Genomic DNA, 21787 nt, shown 5'->3' on the forward strand with positions numbered 1-21787 from the left:
TAATTTTACTTTAACGATCTATTCTAATTATCAGAAGTAGGTAAAGCAGGTTTAGCAAAAACTAAGCTGAAATAGCCAACCATCCTTCCGACTCCCTCAGTTAAAGGGACTATTTTGTTTTTCTCGGTCAAGATATTAACAAACCGAATTAAAAATAGCAAAACAGTAATAGAATTCCATTTAAAGCGATCAATAAATTTTGGATTTGGATTTTTAATCCTCCAAACATACCATCCATTTCTTACTACCATTTTCCCATACTTATATCGATTTGGTCTCCCTGATGGATCATGATAATGATACAATTTAGCATTTGTATTAATGACATTTTTGCCAAATTGTAAAGCTCTTAAACTAAAATCAGCATCTTCATATAAACCATAACCTTCAAAAAATTTTGAAAATTTAATTCTATCAAGAATGCCTTTTTTAAATGACATAGACATTCCAATCAACAAATCCACTTCATAAGTTTTACCTGTCATAGGAAAACCACAAGTTCTTCCATGCGAATAAAGCGGCATCTTTCCAGGTCCTAAGTTTGAGGCTAAACCAAGAGAATTTCTTGCAACGTTTCTTAAACCTTCTTTATAAAAATATCCTTCAAACAAATAAAACTTCTTTTTATTATAATTTCTATTATTGTCTTGGGGCTTCCATTTGTTTTCATTAATTGCAATTCCTCCAACACCAATAATATCATCATTACTTTGAAATGTATTACAAATTTCCTTAAAATAATGAGGAGTTAATACAGTATCATCATCCAAAAAACAAACAATATCAGATTCTGGATCTACTTTTGAAATTCCAAAATTACGTTGTTTGGTTAACCCTCTGTCTTGATCCGAAACTTTGAAATATTTTAAATTATCATATTTATTTTGCTGCAAAATTATTCTCGTCTCATCGTTAATAGATCCGTCAATAATCAAAATTTCATTAGGATAATTTTCTTGAATTTTAACTGACTCAAGCAGTCTCTGCAAAGGTTTAGCCCTCATATAAGTACAGATTACTAACGAAACTCTCATTTTTTGCTGTTTAATTTGTTTGCCCAATGTAAGCTTCTATCCCATTGAATTTTATAATTGTTATAATATTTAATAGGGGTTTTAATTTTTTGAACGCTGTAGAATTTGAAAAACAGAGTCGTTTTATATCCTTTCAACTGTTGTTTGGTTGCATTCAAAAGATTATATAACATAACTGTTGGCGACGGTTTTGGCTGAATAAAATCATTCGTCCAAGCTAAAATATATTTTTCTCTAAAACCTCCAATTGGTGCTTTAAGATGGATTATTTCTGGTTTTGGAGAAAATATAATATCAAATCCCTTATTTCTAAGTTGCATTCCATAGTCACTATCTTCACCATAACCAAATTCAAAACTTGTGTTGTAAGATATTGATTCTATATTTTTTGATTTCACAATACTACAGCCAGAACCAAAATTGCTTGATTGCAATCTACGCTGGATTTTTTTGTTTTCGGCATAGTCAGGTGCATAACATCCAAATGTAACTTGTTCTGCTCCATCTTTTTTTATTACCTCAAAAGCTTTTTCCAAAAATCTTTTATCAATTCGGATATCATCATCAGCCATAAATACCCATTCACTGTTTATTTCCGCAAGAGCTAAATTTCTCGCATTACACGCTCCTGTTTTATGCGTAAAAATATGTTTTATGTAGAATGGCCAATTATCACTTTCAATAAAATCAAGTTCTGAAACAGAGCTAATAAAAGGATTTTGTTCTACAATTATTACGTTTTTTGGCAAATGAGTTTGTAATGCCAAATCATTTAAGAAATCATGCAAGTATTTTTTTCGTCCAATTGTCGGAATTATAATGTCTATAGAACCATCTTCTACTACCTTTCTTCGCGATTGGCTTTCTATAAGTTGTAATACATCGCCTCTTACATTGCGTTTACTATAGAAGAGTGTAAAAAAGAGAGGTGAAAAAGCAAACTTTTTTTCATAAAGAAATAAATTTAAAAACAGCAAAAATATCCAACGTGTTTTATAATGCTGTTTAATAAATCGAAACAATAGAAAATTATTGTTTTTGAATTTAGGGAATATTATATCTGATTTTTTAAGCAACCTTGGATCAGAATAACAATATAAACCTAGTGGCATTGTTAGTTTAGCCATTGAGTGCAAAAAATAATCAAAGTCTGAGTCTTTAAAAATTTGATTTTTCAAAGCATTTAAAACCTCCGCATGAATTCCGCCAACATGGCTGCTCATCATCCAAGTTGGATAACTAACTCCTTTGTTAATATTTAAAAATAGAGATAAATCTGCATATCCAATCGCTTCTGAAAAAAATGAATTTGTTGACAAATTATAAGATGCCATTATTTTTTTATGATGAAAAATTTCCGTCAGTTTAGTGTAATTCAAATTTGATTTTAAATCTAATTGACACCATACAATAAGACTTTCCGGATATTGCTCAGCAATTTGAAATAAATTGACCGCTATACTTTTTTGAGAAAATAGAATATTTTCTCCTTCAGAATTTACTTCTACAATTTTATTATTCTGATGATAAATAATTATCACTTTCTCTCTTTTTTAAATTTATAATTTTTTGGTAAAAATCAATATTATCAAATAGCAGTTTATTTATGTCAAATTTTTCTTCTACTCGAGCCCGTGCACCTTCTCTTATTTTTTGAGCTAGCTGCCTATCTTCAAAAACCTGCTTAATTCGCTTAGCGTATAAATCATGATTTGAAGGATGAACCAAAAAGCCACTTTCTCCATCAATAATCAATTCTTCCGACCAGCCAATATTACTATTGACAACTACTTTTTGCATTGCCATAGATTCAATTGTTACCATTCCTAGTGTTTCTGCAAAAGTTGGAAACACACAGACGTTGGCTTTCTTTATGTAATTTTGCATTTCGCTATATGGGATTTTACCTAGATAATTTACATTTTTCAAACCATCTACGGCAAATAACGTTTTCATTAACTCCCAAGTTGATTTGGAGTCCGTTTTTATATCTGGCGCATCGCCTCCAATTAGAATTAATTTTGCATCGGGAAAATCAGTTTGCACTTCCTTAAAAATTTTTGGAAGTTCTAAAACTCCTTTTTTTCTAATTAAGGTTCCTGCATATAAAATCAGATTCGTTTCAAATTCTTCTGGTTTTTCGTTTTCAAAACTTTGAAGATTCAATCCATTATGAATGGTCTTGATTTCTTTTCCTTTTATCTTAAAAAGTCTTTTTGAAACTTCTCCTGCAAATGTTGTTGGGGCTATAAATGCCTGCGCCTTATTTATTGCTAATTTTTCGAACCAAAAATTTTTAAGCTTTTGCTTTCTATTTTCTAAATGACAGAAATAAGTATCACTTCCGTGAAAACGAATCACTAAAGGAATTTTAAAATGCATAAATGCTGTAATTCCAGTCCAATCTGCGGCTTCAATTATTGCAATATTCTCTTGTTTTATTATCTTACTACAGTATTTCTCAATGTGCTTACGATACAAATACCATCCGAAAAATTTATATTTTATTCTTTTAATGCGATGAATTTTAACTCCATTATCATCTATAATTTCTTGTACAGGTTGATCATAAATAAAAATAGTAATATCATTTCCAGACTTATGCAGTGAGGTTACCAGATTTTTAATACTTGTTCCAATCCCAGCCGATTTTGGAATACTAGGATGTGAATATTCTGGCGTTAGAAAAGCTATATGCATTATTTATTAAAAAAGTCTTTTATAATTTTTGCTGTAAATTTTTTTGCTCCCATATCATTCATATGACTACAATTCGAGAAATACTTATCTTCAATCACCTTATTTTCATAATTATAAATTTCAGGATATAATTGATTTACCTTAATAAAATAATCCTTTCCGACCGCATTTTCACATACTGGAGTCATTACGGCAATAAGCTTAATATTATTTAATTGGCATATCTTTTTTATTTCCTCATAATATTTATTCCTTTTTGGTTGAAAATCTAAAATTTCAGGTTTCATATTTCCATTCTTATGGGATAATGCGTTATATCCGCCATTATCAAGTGCTTTGTTTTTTTTATTTAATGCATAAAAAAACACTTCTCTAAAACCAATTTTCGTATCAAATTTTAGATATCTGTAGAAAGGGATATAATAAATGCTATTAAAATCATTCTGACTCTCGAAATGTTTTTTAACAGATTCTGAATCATACAAATATGGTAGAAATTTCAAAGACATTCCTTCCGATTTTTCTTCAGATCTTAAAGTCACATCGACATCAATTATTACATTTTTGATTTTATTTTTTTTCTCTAAAAGCAATTTCAAAATCAAATCAGATTCAAATAATTTTGATCCTTGCATTCCGAAATTAAATGCTTTTAGCCCTTTATCAGTAAACATTTGTGTAACAAAATGATTATTTGCTCTTGACGAACCTAATATTACAACATCATATTCTGTTGGTGGAGAATTATAGATAAAACCTATTTTATCTCTTTTATTAGATTGAAGAAAAAAATAAGAATAAATCTTATCCATTACTAACATCAAAATAAAAGTCAAGATCAAGATCTTTAAAAGATAAAGTAAAAATTTTCGCATATCCATATAATTCTTTTGCAACAGAAATGAACTGCTATTATTTCTGAAAAAAATCTTTAATAATTCTTGCGGTAAACAATCTTGCTCCTTCATCTGTCATGTGCCCACATGAAGAAAAATATTTATTTTCAATAACTGAATTTTCGTAATTATAAATTTCTGGATACGTTTTTTTTACTTTATCAAAATAATTCATTCCAACAACATTTTCACACATAGGAGTCATAACAGCAATGAAATTGATATTATGCTTTTTACAAATGCTTTTGATCTCTTCGTAGTATTTATTGTGTGGCAAAGGATTTAAATTGACAATATTATTTTTCATATTGCCATTTTTATGTTTTTCTAAAGGGTAATATCCTAAATTATCTAAAGAATTTGTTTTTTTATTTATAAAGGTAAAAAATGTTTCTCTCCAACCAATTTTACTATCATATTTTATATATCTATAAAATGGTATATAGTATAATTCATTGAAATTGCTTTCCCTTTTATAACGTTCTTTGATGATTTCAGAATTATGAATATAAGGCAAAAACAATGCGGCAATTCCTTCAGCTTGATGATCGCTAGCAAGATTTAAATCAGCTTCTAGAATTACATTTTTGATTTCATATTTTCTTTCCACCATCAATTTCAAAAGTAATGAGGCTTCAAACAAATGTCCTCCGCTCATGCCGTAGTTGAATGTTTTTAATCCTTTGTCTTCAAACATTTTCGATACAAAATGATTATTAGCTCTTGAAGAACCTAGAATCACTACATCATATTTTTTTGCTGTAGAGTTAAAAACGGTTTCAATTTTCCCACGGTTTCTCGACTGCATAAAAATATAAGTATAGAACCCATCTAAAATAACCGCTATCAAAACTGTTAAAAGTAAAATTCCTAAGATGTATAATAAAAACTTCTTCATTAAAATTGGAAATAAATAAATTCTTTATAATCTGAATAGGTTCCAAAAGCAATAATAGCCATAATAGCGAGAGCCATTTTCAACCAACTTCTTTTTCCTGAGATTGGCTCCACTTTAGTTTTATTATTCCATTCTACTAAAACGAATAAGCCAATCATCATTAGTAATTCATAATTATATCGTTCGTTGTCTAAATACTGAGGGCTAAACTCTCCATTAGTAAATATTCTTTTTAGATACAAAACGGCATCCGTAATAGTTCGTGCTCTAAAAAATACCCATGCAACACAAGTCAATAAAAAAGTAGTGAGAATACTAAAAAGCACTTTTACCGAATCTAAATTCCATTTTAAAGTAATAGAGTCCATATTATTTCTATTACTATTGGATAATAATAAAGGAAGAAAGTAAACAGCATTTATAAATCCCCAAACAATGTACGTCCAGTTGGCGCCATGCCAAAATCCGCTGACAATAAAAATGATGAATGTGTTTCTAATTTTCATCCAAAGGCCACCTTTACTTCCTCCTAACGGAATGTACAAATAATCTCTAAACCAAGAAGAAAGTGAAATATGCCAACGGCGCCAAAACTCGGCTATATCTCTCGAAAAATAAGGGTAATTGAAATTTCTCAAAAGATCTAAGCCAAATAATTTAGAAACTCCCAGTGCAATATCTGAATATCCAGAGAAATCTCCATAAATCTGAAATGCAAAATAAATTGCTCCCATAATTAATGAGAAAGAATTCATTGAAGGATAATGATCAAAAATAGAATTGGCATACACCGCGCAAGTATCTGCAATAACCACTTTCTTTACCAGTCCCCAAACAATCTGATAAACTCCTTCTTTTGCTTTCTCTAAATTAAATTCACGTTTTTCTTTTAACTCGGGCAATAAATGCGTTGCTCTTTCTATTGGTCCAGCAACTAGAAGCGGAAAATAGCTTACAAAAAGTGAATAGTCTATAAAGTTGTATTCTGCTTTTATTCTTTTATAATAAATATCAATTACATATGATAATCCGTGAAAAGTATAGAATGAGATTCCAACAGGTAAGATCACATTCAACAAAAATGGACTTACTTTAAAACCAAAAGAAGTGAACATTTCTGCAAATGAAGTTGCAAAGAAGTTATAGTATTTAAAAATTCCTAAGAATCCTAAATTCACTAAAATACTCAACCAAAACCAGAATTTTCGGCCTTTGTCTGAATTGCTTTTCTCGATTTGAATTCCAGTGAAATAATCTAAAAATGTAGAAAAAACTAGCAGAAATAGAAATCTCGAGTCCCAACACGAATAAAAATAATAACTAGCAACAATTAATAAAGCATTTTGAGTGCTTTTAGTTTTATTGAAGACAAACCAATACAAGAAAAAAACGATTGGCAAGAATATGGCAAAGGCCAAAGAGTTGAAAAACATAAATTTAAAATCAGTTTAAAATAAAACAAAGTAAAAGTCTTACGATCATTTAGCTATACCATTTGTTAATGAATCCCTGAATTGGAAGATAAAAATCTTGCACATTTTCCTCCACTTTTTTTGGTTCCCAATTCCACCATGCAATTTGCTGCAATTTACTGATGGTTTCAGGATTATATTTCATTTTTATTATTGTTCCTGGAATTCCCCCCACTACAGCATAATCAGGAACATCTTTTGATACAACAGACCCAGCTAAAATTGTAGCTCCATTTCCTATTTTAACGTTGGGCAAAATAATAACATTCATGCCGATCCAAACGTCATTCCCAATTATAGTTTTACTTTCTGGAGTTACGATACTTTGTTTTAGTTTGTTTTTTGACTCTTCATCCAAAAACAAACTATTATTTCGCAAATGATTAAAATGAGGAAAGCTAGTAATCTCGCTAACTTGATGATGCCCAGAATCTAATATAAAATTGACATCGTTTGCTATTGAACAATATTTCCCTATTTCTAATGATGAATTATTATGCCATTGCCAAACAAATGCTCCATTGTGATAAGTTTTATATCCGATAGAAACATTTTTAGCAAAATGCAAATAATGCTTATTTTGTCCTTTTAAGAATGTATGATATTCATTCCCGAGGATTTTCCATGCTATTTTTCGTAAAAATTTTTTCATTTTACTATTTGCATTATTGCTTCCCAAGTACGCTGTGATGCTAATTGTGGGAGATGTTGATTGATTATTTTAAACCACTCTTTTGCTTGAACTTTAATTTCATTACTGTCTTCTAAAACTTTTTCAATTGAAGTTGCAATTGAAGTTGCATTATCCATAAAAAACACAGGATTTTTTTCAGGCATTGACCGAAAATGCACATAATTGTAGCACGTAAAGATATCCCAGTTTTTATCTACCTGATTTTCTTGATTGTATCTAAAATAGCCACATGGCTTATCATGGCAAATAAAATCAAAAACCATTGAAGATCCCATATTTACCACCATTTCAGAATGGTACACAGTATTAGTTAACAAGTTAACATCTGCTTTTGTTGGCAAAACGGTATTCCATCCTTCCCCTATTTTTTCCCAACTCGGATCAATTGAAACAATTAAATCTTTATTCTTAACTAAAACCTCATCATATCTGCCTGAAAAATCAACAGGACAACGTCTAAATATAATCCCTAATGAATAATTCTTCTCTTCGTTTATTTTTCGTACTGCATTAGCAAAGTCAGATAAATATTGCGGGTCATCGGGACAAGTAGTCGCATCATCTCCAGAATAGCAGATGTATTTTTTATTTAAATCCATCTTATGCTTACCAAAGAATTGTGCCTTATCTTCGATAATGCCTTGATCAAAATGGCTTTCAAATTGGGGTGTTCCTACAACAAAAATCTGATTTTCATTTATATATGGATAATACTTTTGAAGTTCAGCCTTCATGTGCTCGCTCCAGACAAAATAATAATCCGTTTCAACCACCATTGTTGCTTTAGGCAGATTATCCCATGAAAAAATAAAAGTTCCTGTTGGTATCTTAAGTTCATTGGCTGCTAATAAAGGTGCTATTGCCAAAACAGGACGCTGGTTAGTACAAAATACAAAATCAGGTTTTTCCTTTCGAAGTGTTTCTAAACAACCTTTATAAAACTCCGTATCTCTTTCTTGGATTTTTATCTTTTCTCTAACTTTTTCTAAGCCTTTTTCAGAATTGTTTATTAAGATGAAGAATTTTGCAAAACAACTTTTAACTGTACCTTTTAGACTTTTAAAAGAAAAAGGAAAACGATAAGAATCGTAAACTGTATCTTTTTCTTTTTTTATACTGAGATTAAGCTCAATATGTTTTCGAGCATTTTTGTAACTATCTGTTAAAGGATTTGGCTTCGCATTTTTAATTTTGATTTCTTCAAAACCGATTTTTTTTAAATCAAATGGCGTATTATTCCAGTACGTAATATTAAAATTTTTCTCTTGTCCAATTTTATAAAAATTAGAAAAAGCAAAATTTCTAAGCCCAACTCCGTCTGGCAATAAAATAAAAATCTTTTTAGGCATTAGCTGTCTCTGAATTGTTTTTGGTGATTGAGCTGCCAAATATCCGATTTCTGAAGATATTTAAGAAATAATTCTGCACTATTTCCTTGTCCAAAATCACAGTCAGATTTTTGTACTTTATGGGTGTCGATAATAGAAAGTGCCTCTTCTATTTCTTCTTCAGAATAATCCACATTTATTATATCTGCATGTATTGCCCTATTCTGTTGTCTAGTGCCAATATTGATAATCGGAATGCCGTAATAAGGCGCTTCGCGAATACCAGCACTACTGTTTCCTATAATGAATTTACTGTTTTTTAAAAGAGTCAAAAAATACTCAAACCGAAGTGAAGGAAAAATTTTAAATCGTTCATTATTTTTTAACTTCCCATAACTATCCAAAATAAATTGGCTTCCTAAATCATTGTTTGGATAAATGACCACATAATTGTGATTATCATTAAGCAAGGCAGAAACAAAATTTTCTGCATATTGCTTCATTGCATTTATTTCTGTCGTAACAGGATGAAACATCACAATTGAAAAATCAGCATATGGAATATTATAATATTCTTTTACCGTTGCTAAATCTGGCAGTTGTTCCGAAAACATGATATCAATATCTGGAGAACCGATTGTAAAAACAGATTCTTTTATTTCTCCCATTTGAATCAATCTTTTTTCAGCTTCGACATTAGAAGTAAAATGTATATGACTTAGTTTACTTACACTATGTCTAATCAATTCATCAACAGTTCCTGAAACTTCGCCTCCTTCAATATGGGCTACGAGAATATTGTTAAGAGATCCAACTATCGCACCGGCCAGAGTCTCAACACGATCTCCATGAACGACTATCATATCTGGTTTTATAGTATTGCAATAACTTGAAAATCCTTCTATAGTCTTTGCAAGAGTAAGATCCATAGTGGTTTCATGAGTATGATTCACGAAAGTATGGATGTTTTTAAAATTGCATCGTTCAATTTCAATTAGGGTGTATCCGTATTCTTCTTGCAGATGCATACCGGTTACGAAAACAAAAACCTCAAATTCCTGCTGTTTTTCAAGAATTGTGATTAATGATTTTATTTTCCCAAAATCGGCTCTGGTACCCGTTAAAAAAAGGATCTTTTTCATTGATATTATTGAATATCTTCCCAAGTTAATTGTTCATCATTCTTAATATCTCTTGTTGCCTTTTTTCCGATTATATCATTAAAACTTTCAGCTAAAATTTTTCCTGTTCCCGGCCTTTTTACCCAAATATTTTCTTTAGTAAAAACTTCTCCTTTTTTCATTGAAGCAATAGCACAAACTGTAGCAAAAGCAAAATCAATAGTTACTTGCTCTTCATCAGCAGGTTTTTTTGAACCTCCTCGCATTTGAGCGATTTCTGCACTTGAAATGATTAGTTCACGACAAGCACTTTCATCCATACTGCATACAATATCTGGACCTGTACGTTGCATGTGATCTGTAAAATGTCTTTCTAAAATGCTAGCTCCTAAGGCAACAGCTCCTAAACAAGCATTGTTATTCAAAGTATGATCGCTTAATCCGAAAACCTTATTTGGAAAAGCTTGATTCAATTCGACCATAGCGCCAAAACGAACCAAATGAATTGGCGTTGGGTATAAATTTGTAGTATGCAATAAAGCAACAGGAATATTATATTTATCAAATACCGCTACTGCTTTTTTAATGCTTTCAATTGTATTCATTCCTGTACTTAAAATGACCGGTTTTCCAAAAAAAGCAATATGCTCTAAAAGCGGATAATTGTTGCATTCGCCAGATCCTATTTTGTAAGCTGGAATATCAAACTTTTTTAGTCTTTCAGCTGCTGCACGAGAAAATGGTGTCGAAATAAAAATCATGCCTTTGCTTTCTACATAATTTTTAAGTTCTAATTCATCTGCTTCGTTAAGCGAACAGCGTTCCATAATTTCATATATCGAAACATCTGCATTTCCAGGAATGACTTTTTTGGCTGCGCCAGTCATCTCGTCTTCAACAATATGTGTTTGATGTTTTACAACTTCTACCCCAGCTCTTTGAGCTGCATCTACCATTTCTTTGGCAACTTGTAGAGATCCTTCATGATTAATTCCAATTTCGGCAATCACTAATGGTGGATAATCTGGGCCAATTTTTCGGCCTGCTATTTCGATATATGGATTCATTTCTTTATTTGTTTTTATATAAATATTGAGCGTAGTCAAAATCTTCTTGCGTATCAATATCAACGCTGGCAAAAATATGATTTATCTCAAATGGGAAAGCATTTTTGGATATAATTATATCATTTAAAATTTTTTGTGATTTTGTGATATAAAGCAAGCCGTTTTCAAAAAAAAGAGGTTCGAGATCTTGGCTCCTTTGGCCTATTTCATAATTAAAAGGAACAAACTTACCTTCAATTATTTTTCCAAATTTCTGATGATTTCGAGAAACTGTAAATAGACTGTCATAATTCCCTTTTAAATAAAGATCAAATGCATCTTTAAGTAAGTTTTCTGGACGTAACGGATTTGTTGCTTGTAATAAAATTACATTCTCGACATCTTCCTCAATTGCTTCTAAAACATGCTTTAATGCTGTTACTGTTGGTTCCAAATCTCCTGATAAAGATTCTGGCCGATGAATCACTTTTGCACCATATTCTAATGCAATTTTCTTTATTTTATCATCGTTTGTTGAAACATAAATTTCGTCAATTATTGCACTATTTTGTTTTGCATACAAAATTGAATGAGCCAATAGAGGAATATTACCAATTAATTTTGTGTTTTTTTCTGGTAATCGTTTTGAACCTCCTCGCGCAGGAATTATGGCAATAGTTTTCATTAGCTAAAATTCTTTTTTGCGTTTTCAATAATTGTATTCATTCCTTCATTCCAGCTTTTTGTAGAGTATAAATTTTCAGGAATCGAAATATTAGGCGTTTCTTTTTCTTCCAGAAACAATTCTATAGCCTGTACCCAATCTTCAATAAAGTTCGGGTTTTCAATCAGTTTTCCTAGTTTTCCGTATTGTAAAACTTCAGGAACGCCTCCATTTGCAGAAGCAATGCAATAACAACCACAATGTAAGGCTTCAATTAAACTCATTCCAAAACCTTCATGCCAAAGTGTTGGAAATAAATAACAATCTGCCATTTGATAATACTTTGGTAAATCATTATTGGGTATTCTTCCTAAAAAAGACACGCCATCGATATTTAAATCTCGATTTGCACCAATCACTAAAAGAACAGCATCTTTCTCTTGTATATTGATTCTTTTCCAAACATCTAAAATAAAGTCCAATCCTTTTTTAGGACGATCCTGAGAACACCAGATAAATACTTTTTTGTTTGTAATGCCTAGCTGTTTCCTTAGGTTTTCTTTTTCTTCAATATTTACTTCATGGAATTTAGAAGTATCGATTCCGTTATGTAAAACTGAAAATCTGATTGGTAAAACAGTATAGTAGTTTTTATGCGCTTTATAGGAGTCATGGGTCAACAAAACCATTTCATTTATACCCTCAAAAAACCACCTGCCTAAAAAATTCTCATAAAATGGAGGAAATCCATGGTAAAAGAATTGCAAATAGCATTGATTCCTTTTATTTTTAATTTTTAAAAAATCAAGTAATGGTTTAACGATTCCAAAATTATCAATGATTTGGATTATAAACTTATCATTCTTTTCAATAATTTTTTCAAGCTCATTAAAATATCCTAAGTAAGGATTTTTTAAAAATTTCTTTTGAATTTTTAACCGATTGTTGTTCAAAACTAAGCCATAATCTACTCCATTATATAAAGTTTCGGGCTTCTCGCAAATAATATAATCAATAGCATGATTACTCATTAAATAATTATGATATAAAGTTGTCCAACTCCCAATATGTGAGTAAGGCAATGGAATTTGAGAAATCAGAATTACTTTCGACATTTTGAGCGCTTTAACTTTAAATCTTACTTTTTTATTTTGAATGTAATACTATTTAAATCATCACTGACTTCCACAAAATAAGGAAGAGTATGATAAAACGAAATAATATGCAGCAACAGTAAATCATTAATTTCTTTTAAAGTATAATATTTAGGGACATTCTTACCTAAAAATTTCTTCATTTTATATTTCAATGAATTTTGGAAAGGATCTTTTAAAAAACGAAGATTTAAAATTCCCTCTTTAAAATTAGGCAATTCACTAAACAGAAAATGAGTGATAATTTCCTTTTTATTAAGTATTACTCTTTCATTGTCATCTTTCTTTAAATCTTCAAAATCATTTTCTGAAATACCAATCCCCCAATTTGCATTATTTACCTCTGCTCTCTTACTTTGAATATTTCCTAATAGTTTTTGATAATTAATTCTCACAATGTCTGTCAATTGCAAATCTTTTGTAAGAACTTTTTTTTCAGCCTTTCTATAACTGGTATGCCATTGATGGAGCATTTGAATTTCTTTCGAATAAAAAACACTTTCAGTTCCATTTTTTTCTAATCGATTGTGCACATCGATGTCTTCTGCACCCCAAAAATGCAAAAATTCATCGTATGCAGTTACTGCTTTTAAACTTTCAAGATTAAATAATGATAATCCCTGTGCCCCAACCTCACTACTGAAATCAATTTTAAAATCTTCAAATTTCTTATCCGATTTGGATTCTTTTTCATTAAGAAAACCAACTTTAAAATAATAACCTTTAGATGGATTTTTTAATTCATGTAGTTTAGAAATAAAATTTGGACTAAAAATCATATCAACATCAGCTGTAAAAATATACTCTGTAGTAACATTTTTCAGCCCTATATTAATTGCTTTAGCCCTAGACCAAGGCTGAAATTCTGAGTAATTATAAATATATTTTGCAAATTTATAATTAGAAACTAATTGCTTAATAATAGATGCCGATGCTGAATCTGAACCATAATCTACTAAAAGAACTTCAAATTCAGAATTTGTCTGCTCCTTAAGTGAATCTAAAGAACGCTTAACCCTCTCAGACTCCCTATTTCTATATGGATAAATTATCGTTATCATAAATTAAACTCTGGGATGATTGTCAATATATTTCAAAATTTTTGAACTTTAGCTTTTAAACTTTCTTGCAAAAAAGGCACAATTGTCTTCATATTCATTATTCACAATACTATTTTCAAAAATCTCACGATGTTTATCTAAAATAAAGGCTAGACCAGATGCAATCCTCCAGTCAACATAGGTTAAATTTCCTTTCAAATTTTTAATGCTCGAATTTCCACTCTCCGCCTTCATTTAATAATCCATATAGAAAATCATTCTTTTTTATTGGGTAATAGCTTCCACTAATTAAAACGTAATAATCGAGATTTCCTTTAAGTGCTTCAATCATTAAATTAAGAATTGCTTTTTGATGCGACCAATCTCCCTACCAAACCTTACCCCTTTTGATGAATTTAATATTTTCAAATCTTTCCAAGTTTGTTGGCATTAAAGATTTTTTATCAATATGAATGAAAAATAAACGTTATTATCATCTAAAACTGTCAACAATCGTTTTAGATCTTCATAATCATGATAGACCGTTATGAGATAAGCATTTTTTTTATTTTGCATATACTTTTAAATCAAATAATTGCTAGCTTCTTCTTTTGAAAGTCCTTTCCATCTTAAGAAGTATTTCATTATTTTTTTATTTAAAATAAATTTACCAAATACTTTACTTTTAAGAATGAAAAGCCATTTTGAGCTAGCCTCTATTGATTTTAATTTAAAATCAATTTCCGTATTATCTTTTTCTAATTTTGAAACCTCATTATACATCCATTGTTCAACTACATTACCCATATGGTAAGCATAATTGTCTTCTGAAGATAAACGCCAAAAGCCTTTTTTTACCACCGGAATATCTAGGATTTCACTTTCGCTATTTCCTCCCAATTTATAATTAGAATATTTTACTTCCAAACTATTAAAAATTTCACCTCTGTATGTTCCTACAAAATGCCCTGCTCCAATAACAGCTTTTTCGTTGCTACTCGAAATTGTAAAATAATTTTCTAAATGAGCTCTATTGTAAAAATCAGGATTTCCAACACTAATAGCAAAGTTTTTTAAAGCCAAAGGATTTTTAACTTTTGAAAAAGCGAGTTTTTTTGAAAAAAAATTATCCCAATAAATATTTGAAGTATAAGTTCTTAACGAGCGAGATGAGGGTGTAGGACAAACTACTCCAGCTTTTGGGAAATTTTCAAAAATAGAATATGTGGCTTTTTGCCATCCATTTAGAAATAATACATCTGAATCTGTAATTGTAATTAATGGAAAATTATGTCCAACTACACCCTTTAAAATAGCATTTAATTTCCCAATATTTGTTGTTTCTAAAATTTCATGAATTTTTTTTTCCACATACAATTCCTGCAAATAATTCTTCACCTCAGCGCAACTTCCATTATTTACAACAGTTATAAAAGTTTTTTTATGAACCGTAAGAAGTAATGACTCTAAACATAGCTTAAGAATAGCCAGACTATTTTTAAAATAATCATTCTGGTTTGGAATATAGACTGGAATAATAATTTGATGAGAATATGTCAAATTAGTCGTTTCCTGGTCTTTGTTCGGATTAAACCCTAATCTCATTTTATTATAGTTTTATACATTTCAATAACCTTCATTTTATTCTCAAAATAGTCCAGTCTTTCTCTAGCTATTTGTTGGTTTTTTAATGATGCCTTTTTGAGTAAATTTAAGTCTGAAATTGCTTTCAGAATATTCTCTTTAATCTCTTCAATAGATTCTGGGTTTTGAATTAAAAAACCGTTTTCATTGTTGGTAATTATTTCTTCTGTAACTCCACCAGGGTTTGACTGTATTGGAAAAGCTCCCATAACAATTGCCTCTAATAGAGTATTTGGCATTCCATCTGAAATACTATTTCCAATGTAAATTAAAGATTTCCCCATTAGCTTGGTTAATTCGCTATGTGAAAGCTCATGTCTATCAAAAAAATTAAAGTTTAACTGATTGATTTTTATATAATCTTCCACTTTAGAATGTGAACCAAAAACTACTATTTGATATTTTTTTATTTCTTTTTCTATTGAATGAAGCGCCTTTACAATATTTAGGCCTCTCCCTAAATCATGTTCATATCCTTTGACTAAAATAATTTTTCTTTCTAAAACTGGCAGCCTGAAAAATTCCAACTCGTTTATTTTATAACCAGCACCACCAGGAATCACATCTGAAAATTTTCCAGAAAAATTTAATTGAGTAGCTAAATTAAAATCTCGAATACAATCTGCGTGTAGAAAATCAACTCTTTTCAAAACATTTTTAATTTTATAATTATGTCTCTTAAAGTTCTTATAGTAAAAAAGGTCACTACCCCAGCAAGAATACAGCCATTTCACTTTTGGAAACTTTCGCATTGTTTTCAAAATAGGATAAGAACAATTCTGCATTTCAAAACTATGAACCACATCTGGCTTTATTTCTAAAATTATTTTTTCTAAAGCCTCATTTGCCGTCACTTCAAGATATGGAAGAATTTTTTCATATAAATCAGGGTATTTTTTTCGTAGAAAACTTTCCCCTTTTATATGCTTTGCCTTCCTTCTTTTCCATTCTGTGAATTGTGTAATCGAACTTAAAGTCTCAAGTTTTCCTCTTCCTAAAACATCAAACCAATATAACTCAAAATTTGCGTCTTTAAGGTTTTCTATCCAACGAATGACGTGAAGAGAAGGCATTGAAACTAAGAGGACTTTCATTTTAATAAATAGATTTTTTATTTTATGTCATTGTACGATCGCAAATTATAATTTAAAAAAATAGCTTCTAGCCTAAATGTAATAGCAATTTTATTTTTGAGAATAATTTTTATGATGACACTAGCCAAATATATATTTAAAAAAACTATAAAACTATTCTATTTAGAAAGCCCAAATTCCAAATTATGAGTAAATCAGCAATTTTATTTTTTCTGTATAATAATTTTGGATTTCCCCATTTTGTATGATACTTCACATAATCATCGAGAACTTTTTTGTCTTCCAAAAGATATTTATTGCCTTCTGTAAGTACATAGCTTGGTAATTTACTTATATCCAAATCTACACTTTCTTGAAGTTTTTTATATCCTTCACTTAGATCTTCTCGATTTTTTTTAACTTTTTCTCTTTCTAAATGTTCAACTTTAGAAGAATTAACCAAGGCATGTTTAATATTATGCTTTTTCAAAGTCATAGCATAATCATTATCTGCGTAACCAAAATTAAATGTTTCGTCTAAATAGCCTATTCTCTTCAAAACATCTTTATAAATTACTAAACACCACCCTTGAATGTGTGTTCTAACCTTATATCCCAGCTCAAATTCATTCGCAAAATCTAGATCATTAATATTCCCACTAGGAGAAAATGATTTTATCTTCTTATTGTTTTTACTTACCTTATGTATTGCACTAAACCAATTTTCATAAAAAATTAGATCGTTGTTACATAATGCTACAAATTGTCCTTTAGCTTCTTTTATTCCTATGTTCAAAAACTTATGAAAATTAAAATTTGAATCCGGAACAATAACTTTTACAAATTCTGGATATATAAATCCAGACTCGTTATAGTTTTTATTTGACTCAACTAAAATAATCTCTAAGTCGATATCTTTTTCGGATTCAATTAAAGAAGAGATACAATTAGAAGTCATCTTAAATAATCCCTCTGTAGTTGTGTACGATAATATTACTACTGACAATTGCATATAATTACTTTATTCTTTTTTGTATTTTTCTAAAGAAAGCTTTTAACATCTTAAAAAAACCAACGCTAATTAATACTTGCTTATTTTTCTTGGCATATTGTTCTATAAAATCGTCAATTGAAGTAGATGGAATATAATGCAATTTGTCCCATAATTCAGGTTTTAACGGATGTATATTTTTAAAATTATCATAATTACTTATGTCTAAATCACGCCAAAATTCGAAATGTTTTTGTGTATCAAAATCATCTCTATGTCCCCAATTTGTAATCTTAAAAAATATTTCTTCCTCAGATCTTGCCCAAGATTGATGAATAGCTTTTGCATTCATAAGATGATTGCTAATACTGTAATTTGTTCTGGGTCCATCATATTTTTTGCAGTTAGTAATAAATGGAAATCGCTCATTGTTTTCTATATAAAGGTATCCTTCTGGAAGCTTTTTGAATAGTGTAATCCAGATTCCTTTAAAAATGACAGGAGTAAATTTTGGAAAAATCATTAGATACCAATGCTGTTTTAAGAATATTCTAATTTTTTTAAAATCATACATATATTCATCAACGTCAAGTTGAATTAACCATCCATCACCCATCCTATTTAAAAGCATATTTCTTTCTCGAACATCACATTCCATTGGAGATAATCCTGGAACATAAAAATCATCATAATAAAACTCAATCTTGTTTTTAACATCAAACTTCTTAACTTTTTCAAAAAAGCTTTCTTCAATTTCAAATGAATTTCCACTCCAGGTTAGATAATTTTTATCAATTGCTAAAAAAATTACATCTACATAATCATACACTTGTTTAACTGATGTAAAAAACATATTGTAATCATATGACAGAAGATATCCTACCTTTATTTTCATCTTTTATTAAATTAACTATTTTAAAATCAACACTTTTTTCAAAAAACTTTTTCTAGTTTAAAAAATCTCTTAAGAAAGCTACTTTTTTATCATTTGAAAATTCATCAATATAGGCTTTCTTTATATCAATGCATTTTTGTAAAAAAAGAGATTCTCCATAGTTTAATATTTCTATGGCTTTCTTACTCAAATCTTCTTCGTCTATTGCAATCAATTCTGGAAATTTGTTTAATCGATCTTTCATTGCTCCAACGTCATAAGATAAAATTGGCAACCCATAAGCCATAATTTCTAATGCTACATTTGGTCCGCCTTCATATTTAGAAGTAATTAAAAAACAATTAAAGAGATCAAAAAAATTATATACTTCATCATATTGAACTTCTTCAAAACTAATTGTAATTAATTCTTCTAGATTTTTTTCTTTAGCTAAATTTTTGAGACTTTTATAATAATTTTGATCACAACCTCCTTTAATAATTAATCTTGCTTTCACTCCTTTATCTCTAAGATTTGCTATTAAGTTTATTGCATGCTCGAATTGTTTCTCTTCCGAATATCTACCTAAAATTCCAAAATCGTAAAGATCCGTTTTTCTTTGGTTCCTTACTTTATTAATTGCAACGTCTTCATTAAAAAGCAAAATTTCTTGTGCAACCGTATTTTTAAGGTCTAAATTTTTAATAAAGAATTCTTTTTGTTTTTGAGAGGTAACAATATTGTATCTTATTTGAGACAAATATCTTATAGTAGAATTTTCCAGTGGATTAAAAAATACAGTAGTGTATTTTATCACTATATCTTTTTTTGATTTATATAGTTGAATTAATGGAATATAATCATTTACCAGAGAAGTTTTGGTTATGATATATATTTTATCAAATCTTGACAATTTTTTAAATTTCCAATAAAGAAAATCGAATGGTAATGATTCCAACCTTAACTTTCTCTTTATACTCTTATTTATTTTATAAAAAAAGACATTATTGAAAAAGAAAGGTCTAGTAAAAAACTTTACTTTTCTATCAATATATATGTTTTTCGTAAAATTTAAATCAAACTCTCCCGCCACAAAAACATGCACTTCTTCGACTTCAAGAAGTGATGCAAAAGTATTAGCCGTATGAATTGTTTCTAACTCACTGCCACCCGAAAATTGAAAAAATGGCGTTGTTATTAGTATTTTCATTTAAAAATGACTTTCAGTAGAATTTATTTTTACGCTCAAATCTAGTCGTCTTTATTAGACTCCTAAATCTTTTTTATTTCATAGCTTGTTCTATTTTGCTATTTAAAATTTGATTAATAATATAACCACCTTTCATTTTTACTGGATAGTATGCAATTAAAAACTTTAATAATAGAAAAATTTTAAATCTAAAAGATGATTTAAAATTTATTATAAAGAATACTATATTATGAGCAAATACGCTTCTATGAATATTTTCTTGATTAAGATATCCCATCAAACTTAACGTATTTAACATTACCTCTTTCCTAAATTGCGTTTTTTCCTCTAAACTGAGTAGTTTATTTAAGCTTTTCAAAAACAACAAATGACTACGGAAAATTTTTTTTACAAAATCTCGATTTGTGTATTTTGATGTATTTTCTTCATAAATACGATAATAACAATCTGTTTTACTGATAATTTTAAATCTAATATCTTTGTTATATACTATCTTTATATTGAATTCATCATCATCAAAAAGATCTAATTCTTCATTGAATCCTTCTTGTTTTAGAAAGAAAGATCTTTCCCAAAAAGGTCTGGTCATATTCCAAGGTAAGGGTCCTGTCAAAAATAGACATAGCAATTCATCTCTCTTCACTTGCGACAAATCTGGATAATCGTAATTTCCAAACTCATAGTTTTTAAAAAAACCCATTGAAAAGACGGCAAAATTAAGGTCTGGAAATTTTTCAAAAATTTCTAATCTTTTTTCTAAACAATCATCTTTTAAGAGATCATCTGAATCAAGAAATAAAAAAAACTCCCCTTTACTTATATTAACACCAAAATTCCTACAGCTATTCGCTCCCTTCCTTTTATCATTTGGTCGAGAGAAAAATTTAAATCGGCTATCTTTTGAAGCATATTTATCAACCTCTCCTTTTACATCATCTGTGCTTCCATCATCGACGATTAAACATTCCCAATTAGAGTAAGTTTGAAGTAAAACACTTGATAACGTTTCGTGAATTAAATGTGCCCTATTAAAAACTGGAACGATGATTGAAACTAAGGGATCATTTTTTATAAGCATATATTAATCCCGAAATTGGCGATAAACTTTTTGAAAAGTACTCAAAATTATTATTTTTAAGTATTTCTTCAATTTTTTCTGCTCCTTTATCATGCCATTCTAGCATGAAAACATCTATCTTGTGAAGTAATTGTGAGTTCTTTAAATTTTCAAAAATTTCATATTCTGCTCCCTCACAATCCATCTTGATAACAATTTTTCTGCTTGGATTTTCATCCATTATTCTTACTAATTCTTCGCTAGCACTATTAATTTGGACTGGTACTTTAATAGCTGTATTAGTATTTGAATAACTAGGGCTCAATTCACCTCTTATACCGGTATTCCCTTTACTGTTTTTATTGAAAAGGAAAAATTCTTGTCTTGTTTTATCTCCTAAACCTATATTTTGAATACTTTCAACTTTTGAAATTAATTTATTTAAACCAAAATTATCAATCGCCTGATTGTATGTCTCTTCTATAGGTTCAAAACAATAAATTTTTTCTACATGAGGTAAATTTGAAAAAAACAATGATGCAATTCCAATATTAGTTCCGATATCAATTATTACGCTTTTATCATTACAAATAAAATTATAGTCGTTTTCTACAAAGACCTCTTTTAAAATAAAAAACTCTTCCGCACTTTCGACATAAATTTTTAAATTTAAAAAGCCAACTAGAAATCCTTTATTATAATTTACAATCGAAATATTTTTAAATTTTTCTTCAAGCTCTTCTATATGTTTTCTTGCTTTAAAAATTATATCGAAATTATCCTTAACGTCAAATTTCTTTAAGCCTTTAATTTCCGCATTAACAATCTTCTTTTTATTTTCGATTCTATAACCTAAATCATTGATTATCTTGTATAATATTTTTTTCATAA

At 29.3% G+C, this 21787-nt stretch carries 21 protein-coding genes; all 21 read right to left on the reverse strand.

All coding sequences use genetic code 11. The features are described 5' to 3' along the window. Positions 1-23: 23 nt before the first annotated feature. Positions 24-1034 carry a glycosyltransferase family 2 protein gene (locus M0M44_RS01495; protein WP_248728207.1) on the reverse strand — a complete coding sequence of 337 codons (1011 nt, stop codon included), beginning with the start codon at positions 1032-1034 and terminating at the stop codon, positions 24-26. Next, entirely contained in the window at positions 1031-2575 is a 1545-nt protein-coding gene (locus tag M0M44_RS01500) for a glycosyltransferase family 2 protein (protein WP_248728208.1), read from the reverse strand. The genes M0M44_RS01495 and M0M44_RS01500 overlap by 4 nt, the downstream gene beginning before the upstream one ends. After that, the gene (locus M0M44_RS01505; RefSeq protein ID WP_248728209.1) at positions 2550-3734 is read right to left on the reverse strand and encodes a glycosyltransferase family 4 protein; all 1185 of its coding nucleotides are present in this window, start codon (positions 3732-3734) and stop codon (positions 2550-2552) included. Before M0M44_RS01505 ends, M0M44_RS01500 begins: the two co-directional genes overlap by 26 nt. Continuing rightward, a complete protein-coding gene (locus M0M44_RS01510) occupies positions 3734-4546 on the reverse strand; it encodes a hypothetical protein (protein ID WP_338030077.1) in 813 nt (270 codons plus the stop codon). Before M0M44_RS01510 ends, M0M44_RS01505 begins: the two co-directional genes overlap by 1 nt. Before the next feature lie 100 nt (positions 4547-4646). Next, positions 4647-5528 carry a hypothetical protein gene (locus tag M0M44_RS01515; RefSeq protein ID WP_248728210.1) on the reverse strand — a complete coding sequence of 294 codons (882 nt, stop codon included), beginning with the start codon at positions 5526-5528 and terminating at the stop codon, positions 4647-4649. After that, positions 5528-6961 (reverse strand): MBOAT family O-acyltransferase, encoded by a 1434-nt coding sequence (locus M0M44_RS01520; protein ID WP_248728211.1) that lies wholly within the window; start codon positions 6959-6961, stop codon positions 5528-5530. Before M0M44_RS01520 ends, M0M44_RS01515 begins: the two co-directional genes overlap by 1 nt. A gap of 49 nt (positions 6962-7010) precedes the next feature. After that, positions 7011-7652: a CatB-related O-acetyltransferase gene (locus M0M44_RS23815; RefSeq protein WP_275981821.1), complete on the reverse strand. Its 642-nt coding sequence runs from the start codon at positions 7650-7652 to the stop codon at positions 7011-7013. Beyond that, entirely contained in the window at positions 7649-9082 is a 1434-nt protein-coding gene (locus M0M44_RS01530; RefSeq protein WP_248728212.1) for a glycosyltransferase family protein, read from the reverse strand. Before M0M44_RS01530 ends, M0M44_RS23815 begins: the two co-directional genes overlap by 4 nt. Continuing rightward, positions 9043-10164 carry a UDP-N-acetylglucosamine 2-epimerase gene (gene neuC / locus M0M44_RS01535; RefSeq protein WP_248728213.1) on the reverse strand — a complete coding sequence of 374 codons (1122 nt, stop codon included), beginning with the start codon at positions 10162-10164 and terminating at the stop codon, positions 9043-9045. Before neuC ends, M0M44_RS01530 begins: the two co-directional genes overlap by 40 nt. A gap of 5 nt (positions 10165-10169) precedes the next feature. Further along, entirely contained in the window at positions 10170-11210 is a 1041-nt protein-coding gene (neuB, locus tag M0M44_RS01540) for an N-acetylneuraminate synthase (RefSeq protein WP_248728214.1), read from the reverse strand. A 4-nt stretch (positions 11211-11214) separates the two neighbouring features. After that, positions 11215-11874, reverse strand: coding sequence for an acylneuraminate cytidylyltransferase family protein (locus M0M44_RS01545; RefSeq protein ID WP_248728215.1), 660 nt, complete (start codon positions 11872-11874; stop codon positions 11215-11217). Continuing rightward, on the reverse strand, positions 11874-12968 hold the full coding sequence (locus M0M44_RS01550) for a glycosyltransferase family 4 protein (RefSeq protein WP_248728216.1): 1095 nt from the start codon (positions 12966-12968) through the stop codon (positions 11874-11876). The genes M0M44_RS01545 and M0M44_RS01550 overlap by 1 nt, the downstream gene beginning before the upstream one ends. A 23-nt stretch (positions 12969-12991) precedes the next feature. Beyond that, positions 12992-14068 (reverse strand): glycosyltransferase family 2 protein, encoded by a 1077-nt coding sequence (locus M0M44_RS01555; protein ID WP_248728217.1) that lies wholly within the window; start codon positions 14066-14068, stop codon positions 12992-12994. Positions 14069-14270: 202 nt separating this feature from the next. Then, a complete protein-coding gene (locus M0M44_RS23765; protein ID WP_256469742.1) occupies positions 14271-14399 on the reverse strand; it encodes a hypothetical protein in 129 nt (42 codons plus the stop codon). Positions 14400-14629: 230 nt separating this feature from the next. After that, complete coding sequence (locus tag M0M44_RS01560; RefSeq protein WP_248728218.1) at positions 14630-15652, reverse strand: glycosyltransferase; 1023 nt, start codon at positions 15650-15652, stop codon at positions 14630-14632. Continuing rightward, positions 15649-16785, reverse strand: coding sequence for a glycosyltransferase (locus M0M44_RS01565; RefSeq protein WP_248728219.1), 1137 nt, complete (start codon positions 16783-16785; stop codon positions 15649-15651). Before M0M44_RS01565 ends, M0M44_RS01560 begins: the two co-directional genes overlap by 4 nt. Positions 16786-16930: 145 nt before the next feature. Next, the gene (locus M0M44_RS01570; protein WP_248728220.1) at positions 16931-17776 is read right to left on the reverse strand and encodes a glycosyltransferase family 2 protein; all 846 of its coding nucleotides are present in this window, start codon (positions 17774-17776) and stop codon (positions 16931-16933) included. Between the two features lie 4 nt (positions 17777-17780). Continuing rightward, positions 17781-18650, reverse strand: a complete 870-nt coding sequence (locus M0M44_RS01575) for a hypothetical protein (RefSeq protein WP_248728221.1) — start codon at positions 18648-18650, stop codon at positions 17781-17783. A 52-nt stretch (positions 18651-18702) separates the two neighbouring features. Continuing rightward, on the reverse strand, positions 18703-19839 hold the full coding sequence (locus tag M0M44_RS01580) for a glycosyltransferase family 4 protein (RefSeq protein ID WP_248728222.1): 1137 nt from the start codon (positions 19837-19839) through the stop codon (positions 18703-18705). Positions 19840-19912: 73 nt separating this feature from the next. After that, positions 19913-20917, reverse strand: coding sequence for a glycosyltransferase family 2 protein (locus M0M44_RS01585; RefSeq protein ID WP_248728223.1), 1005 nt, complete (start codon positions 20915-20917; stop codon positions 19913-19915). After that, a complete protein-coding gene (locus M0M44_RS01590) occupies positions 20901-21785 on the reverse strand; it encodes an FkbM family methyltransferase (protein WP_248728224.1) in 885 nt (294 codons plus the stop codon). The genes M0M44_RS01585 and M0M44_RS01590 overlap by 17 nt, the downstream gene beginning before the upstream one ends. Positions 21786-21787 lie beyond the last annotated feature (2 nt).

This window comes from Flavobacterium humidisoli, assembly GCF_023272795.1.
GTDB classification, from domain to species: Bacteria; Bacteroidota; Bacteroidia; order Flavobacteriales; family Flavobacteriaceae; genus Flavobacterium; species Flavobacterium humidisoli.

What these genes read in the sequence shown, in the direction of transcription:
- M0M44_RS01495 (WP_248728207.1), bottom strand. Translation starts at nt 1,034, where the DNA reads ATGAGAGTTTCGTTAGTAATCTGTACTTATATGAGGGCTAAACCTTTG.
- M0M44_RS23765 (WP_256469742.1), bottom strand. Translation starts at nt 14,399, where the DNA reads ATGATTGAAGCACTTAAAGGAAATCTCGATTATTACGTTTTAATTAGT.
- M0M44_RS01515 (WP_248728210.1), bottom strand. Translation starts at nt 5,528, where the DNA reads ATGAAGAAGTTTTTATTATACATCTTAGGAATTTTACTTTTAACAGTT.
- M0M44_RS01505 (WP_248728209.1), bottom strand. Translation starts at nt 3,734, where the DNA reads ATGCATATAGCTTTTCTAACGCCAGAATATTCACATCCTAGTATTCCA.
- M0M44_RS01555 (WP_248728217.1), bottom strand. Translation starts at nt 14,068, where the DNA reads ATGATAACGATAATTTATCCATATAGAAATAGGGAGTCTGAGAGGGTT.
- M0M44_RS01560 (WP_248728218.1), bottom strand. Translation starts at nt 15,652, where the DNA reads ATGAGATTAGGGTTTAATCCGAACAAAGACCAGGAAACGACTAATTTG.
- neuB (WP_248728214.1), bottom strand. Translation starts at nt 11,210, where the DNA reads ATGAATCCATATATCGAAATAGCAGGCCGAAAAATTGGCCCAGATTAT.
- M0M44_RS01565 (WP_248728219.1), bottom strand. Translation starts at nt 16,785, where the DNA reads ATGAAAGTCCTCTTAGTTTCAATGCCTTCTCTTCACGTCATTCGTTGG.
- M0M44_RS01550 (WP_248728216.1), bottom strand. Translation starts at nt 12,968, where the DNA reads ATGTCGAAAGTAATTCTGATTTCTCAAATTCCATTGCCTTACTCACAT.
- M0M44_RS01570 (WP_248728220.1), bottom strand. Translation starts at nt 17,776, where the DNA reads ATGCAATTGTCAGTAGTAATATTATCGTACACAACTACAGAGGGATTA.
- M0M44_RS01545 (WP_248728215.1), bottom strand. Translation starts at nt 11,874, where the DNA reads ATGAAAACTATTGCCATAATTCCTGCGCGAGGAGGTTCAAAACGATTA.
- neuC (WP_248728213.1), bottom strand. Translation starts at nt 10,164, where the DNA reads ATGAAAAAGATCCTTTTTTTAACGGGTACCAGAGCCGATTTTGGGAAA.
- M0M44_RS01580 (WP_248728222.1), bottom strand. Translation starts at nt 19,839, where the DNA reads ATGAAAATACTAATAACAACGCCATTTTTTCAATTTTCGGGTGGCAGT.
- M0M44_RS01510 (WP_338030077.1), bottom strand. Translation starts at nt 4,546, where the DNA reads ATGGATAAGATTTATTCTTATTTTTTTCTTCAATCTAATAAAAGAGAT.
- M0M44_RS01575 (WP_248728221.1), bottom strand. Translation starts at nt 18,650, where the DNA reads ATGAAAATAAAGGTAGGATATCTTCTGTCATATGATTACAATATGTTT.
- M0M44_RS01585 (WP_248728223.1), bottom strand. Translation starts at nt 20,917, where the DNA reads ATGCTTATAAAAAATGATCCCTTAGTTTCAATCATCGTTCCAGTTTTT.
- M0M44_RS01520 (WP_248728211.1), bottom strand. Translation starts at nt 6,961, where the DNA reads ATGTTTTTCAACTCTTTGGCCTTTGCCATATTCTTGCCAATCGTTTTT.
- M0M44_RS01590 (WP_248728224.1), bottom strand. Translation starts at nt 21,785, where the DNA reads ATGAAAAAAATATTATACAAGATAATCAATGATTTAGGTTATAGAATC.
- M0M44_RS23815 (WP_275981821.1), bottom strand. Translation starts at nt 7,652, where the DNA reads ATGAAAAAATTTTTACGAAAAATAGCATGGAAAATCCTCGGGAATGAA.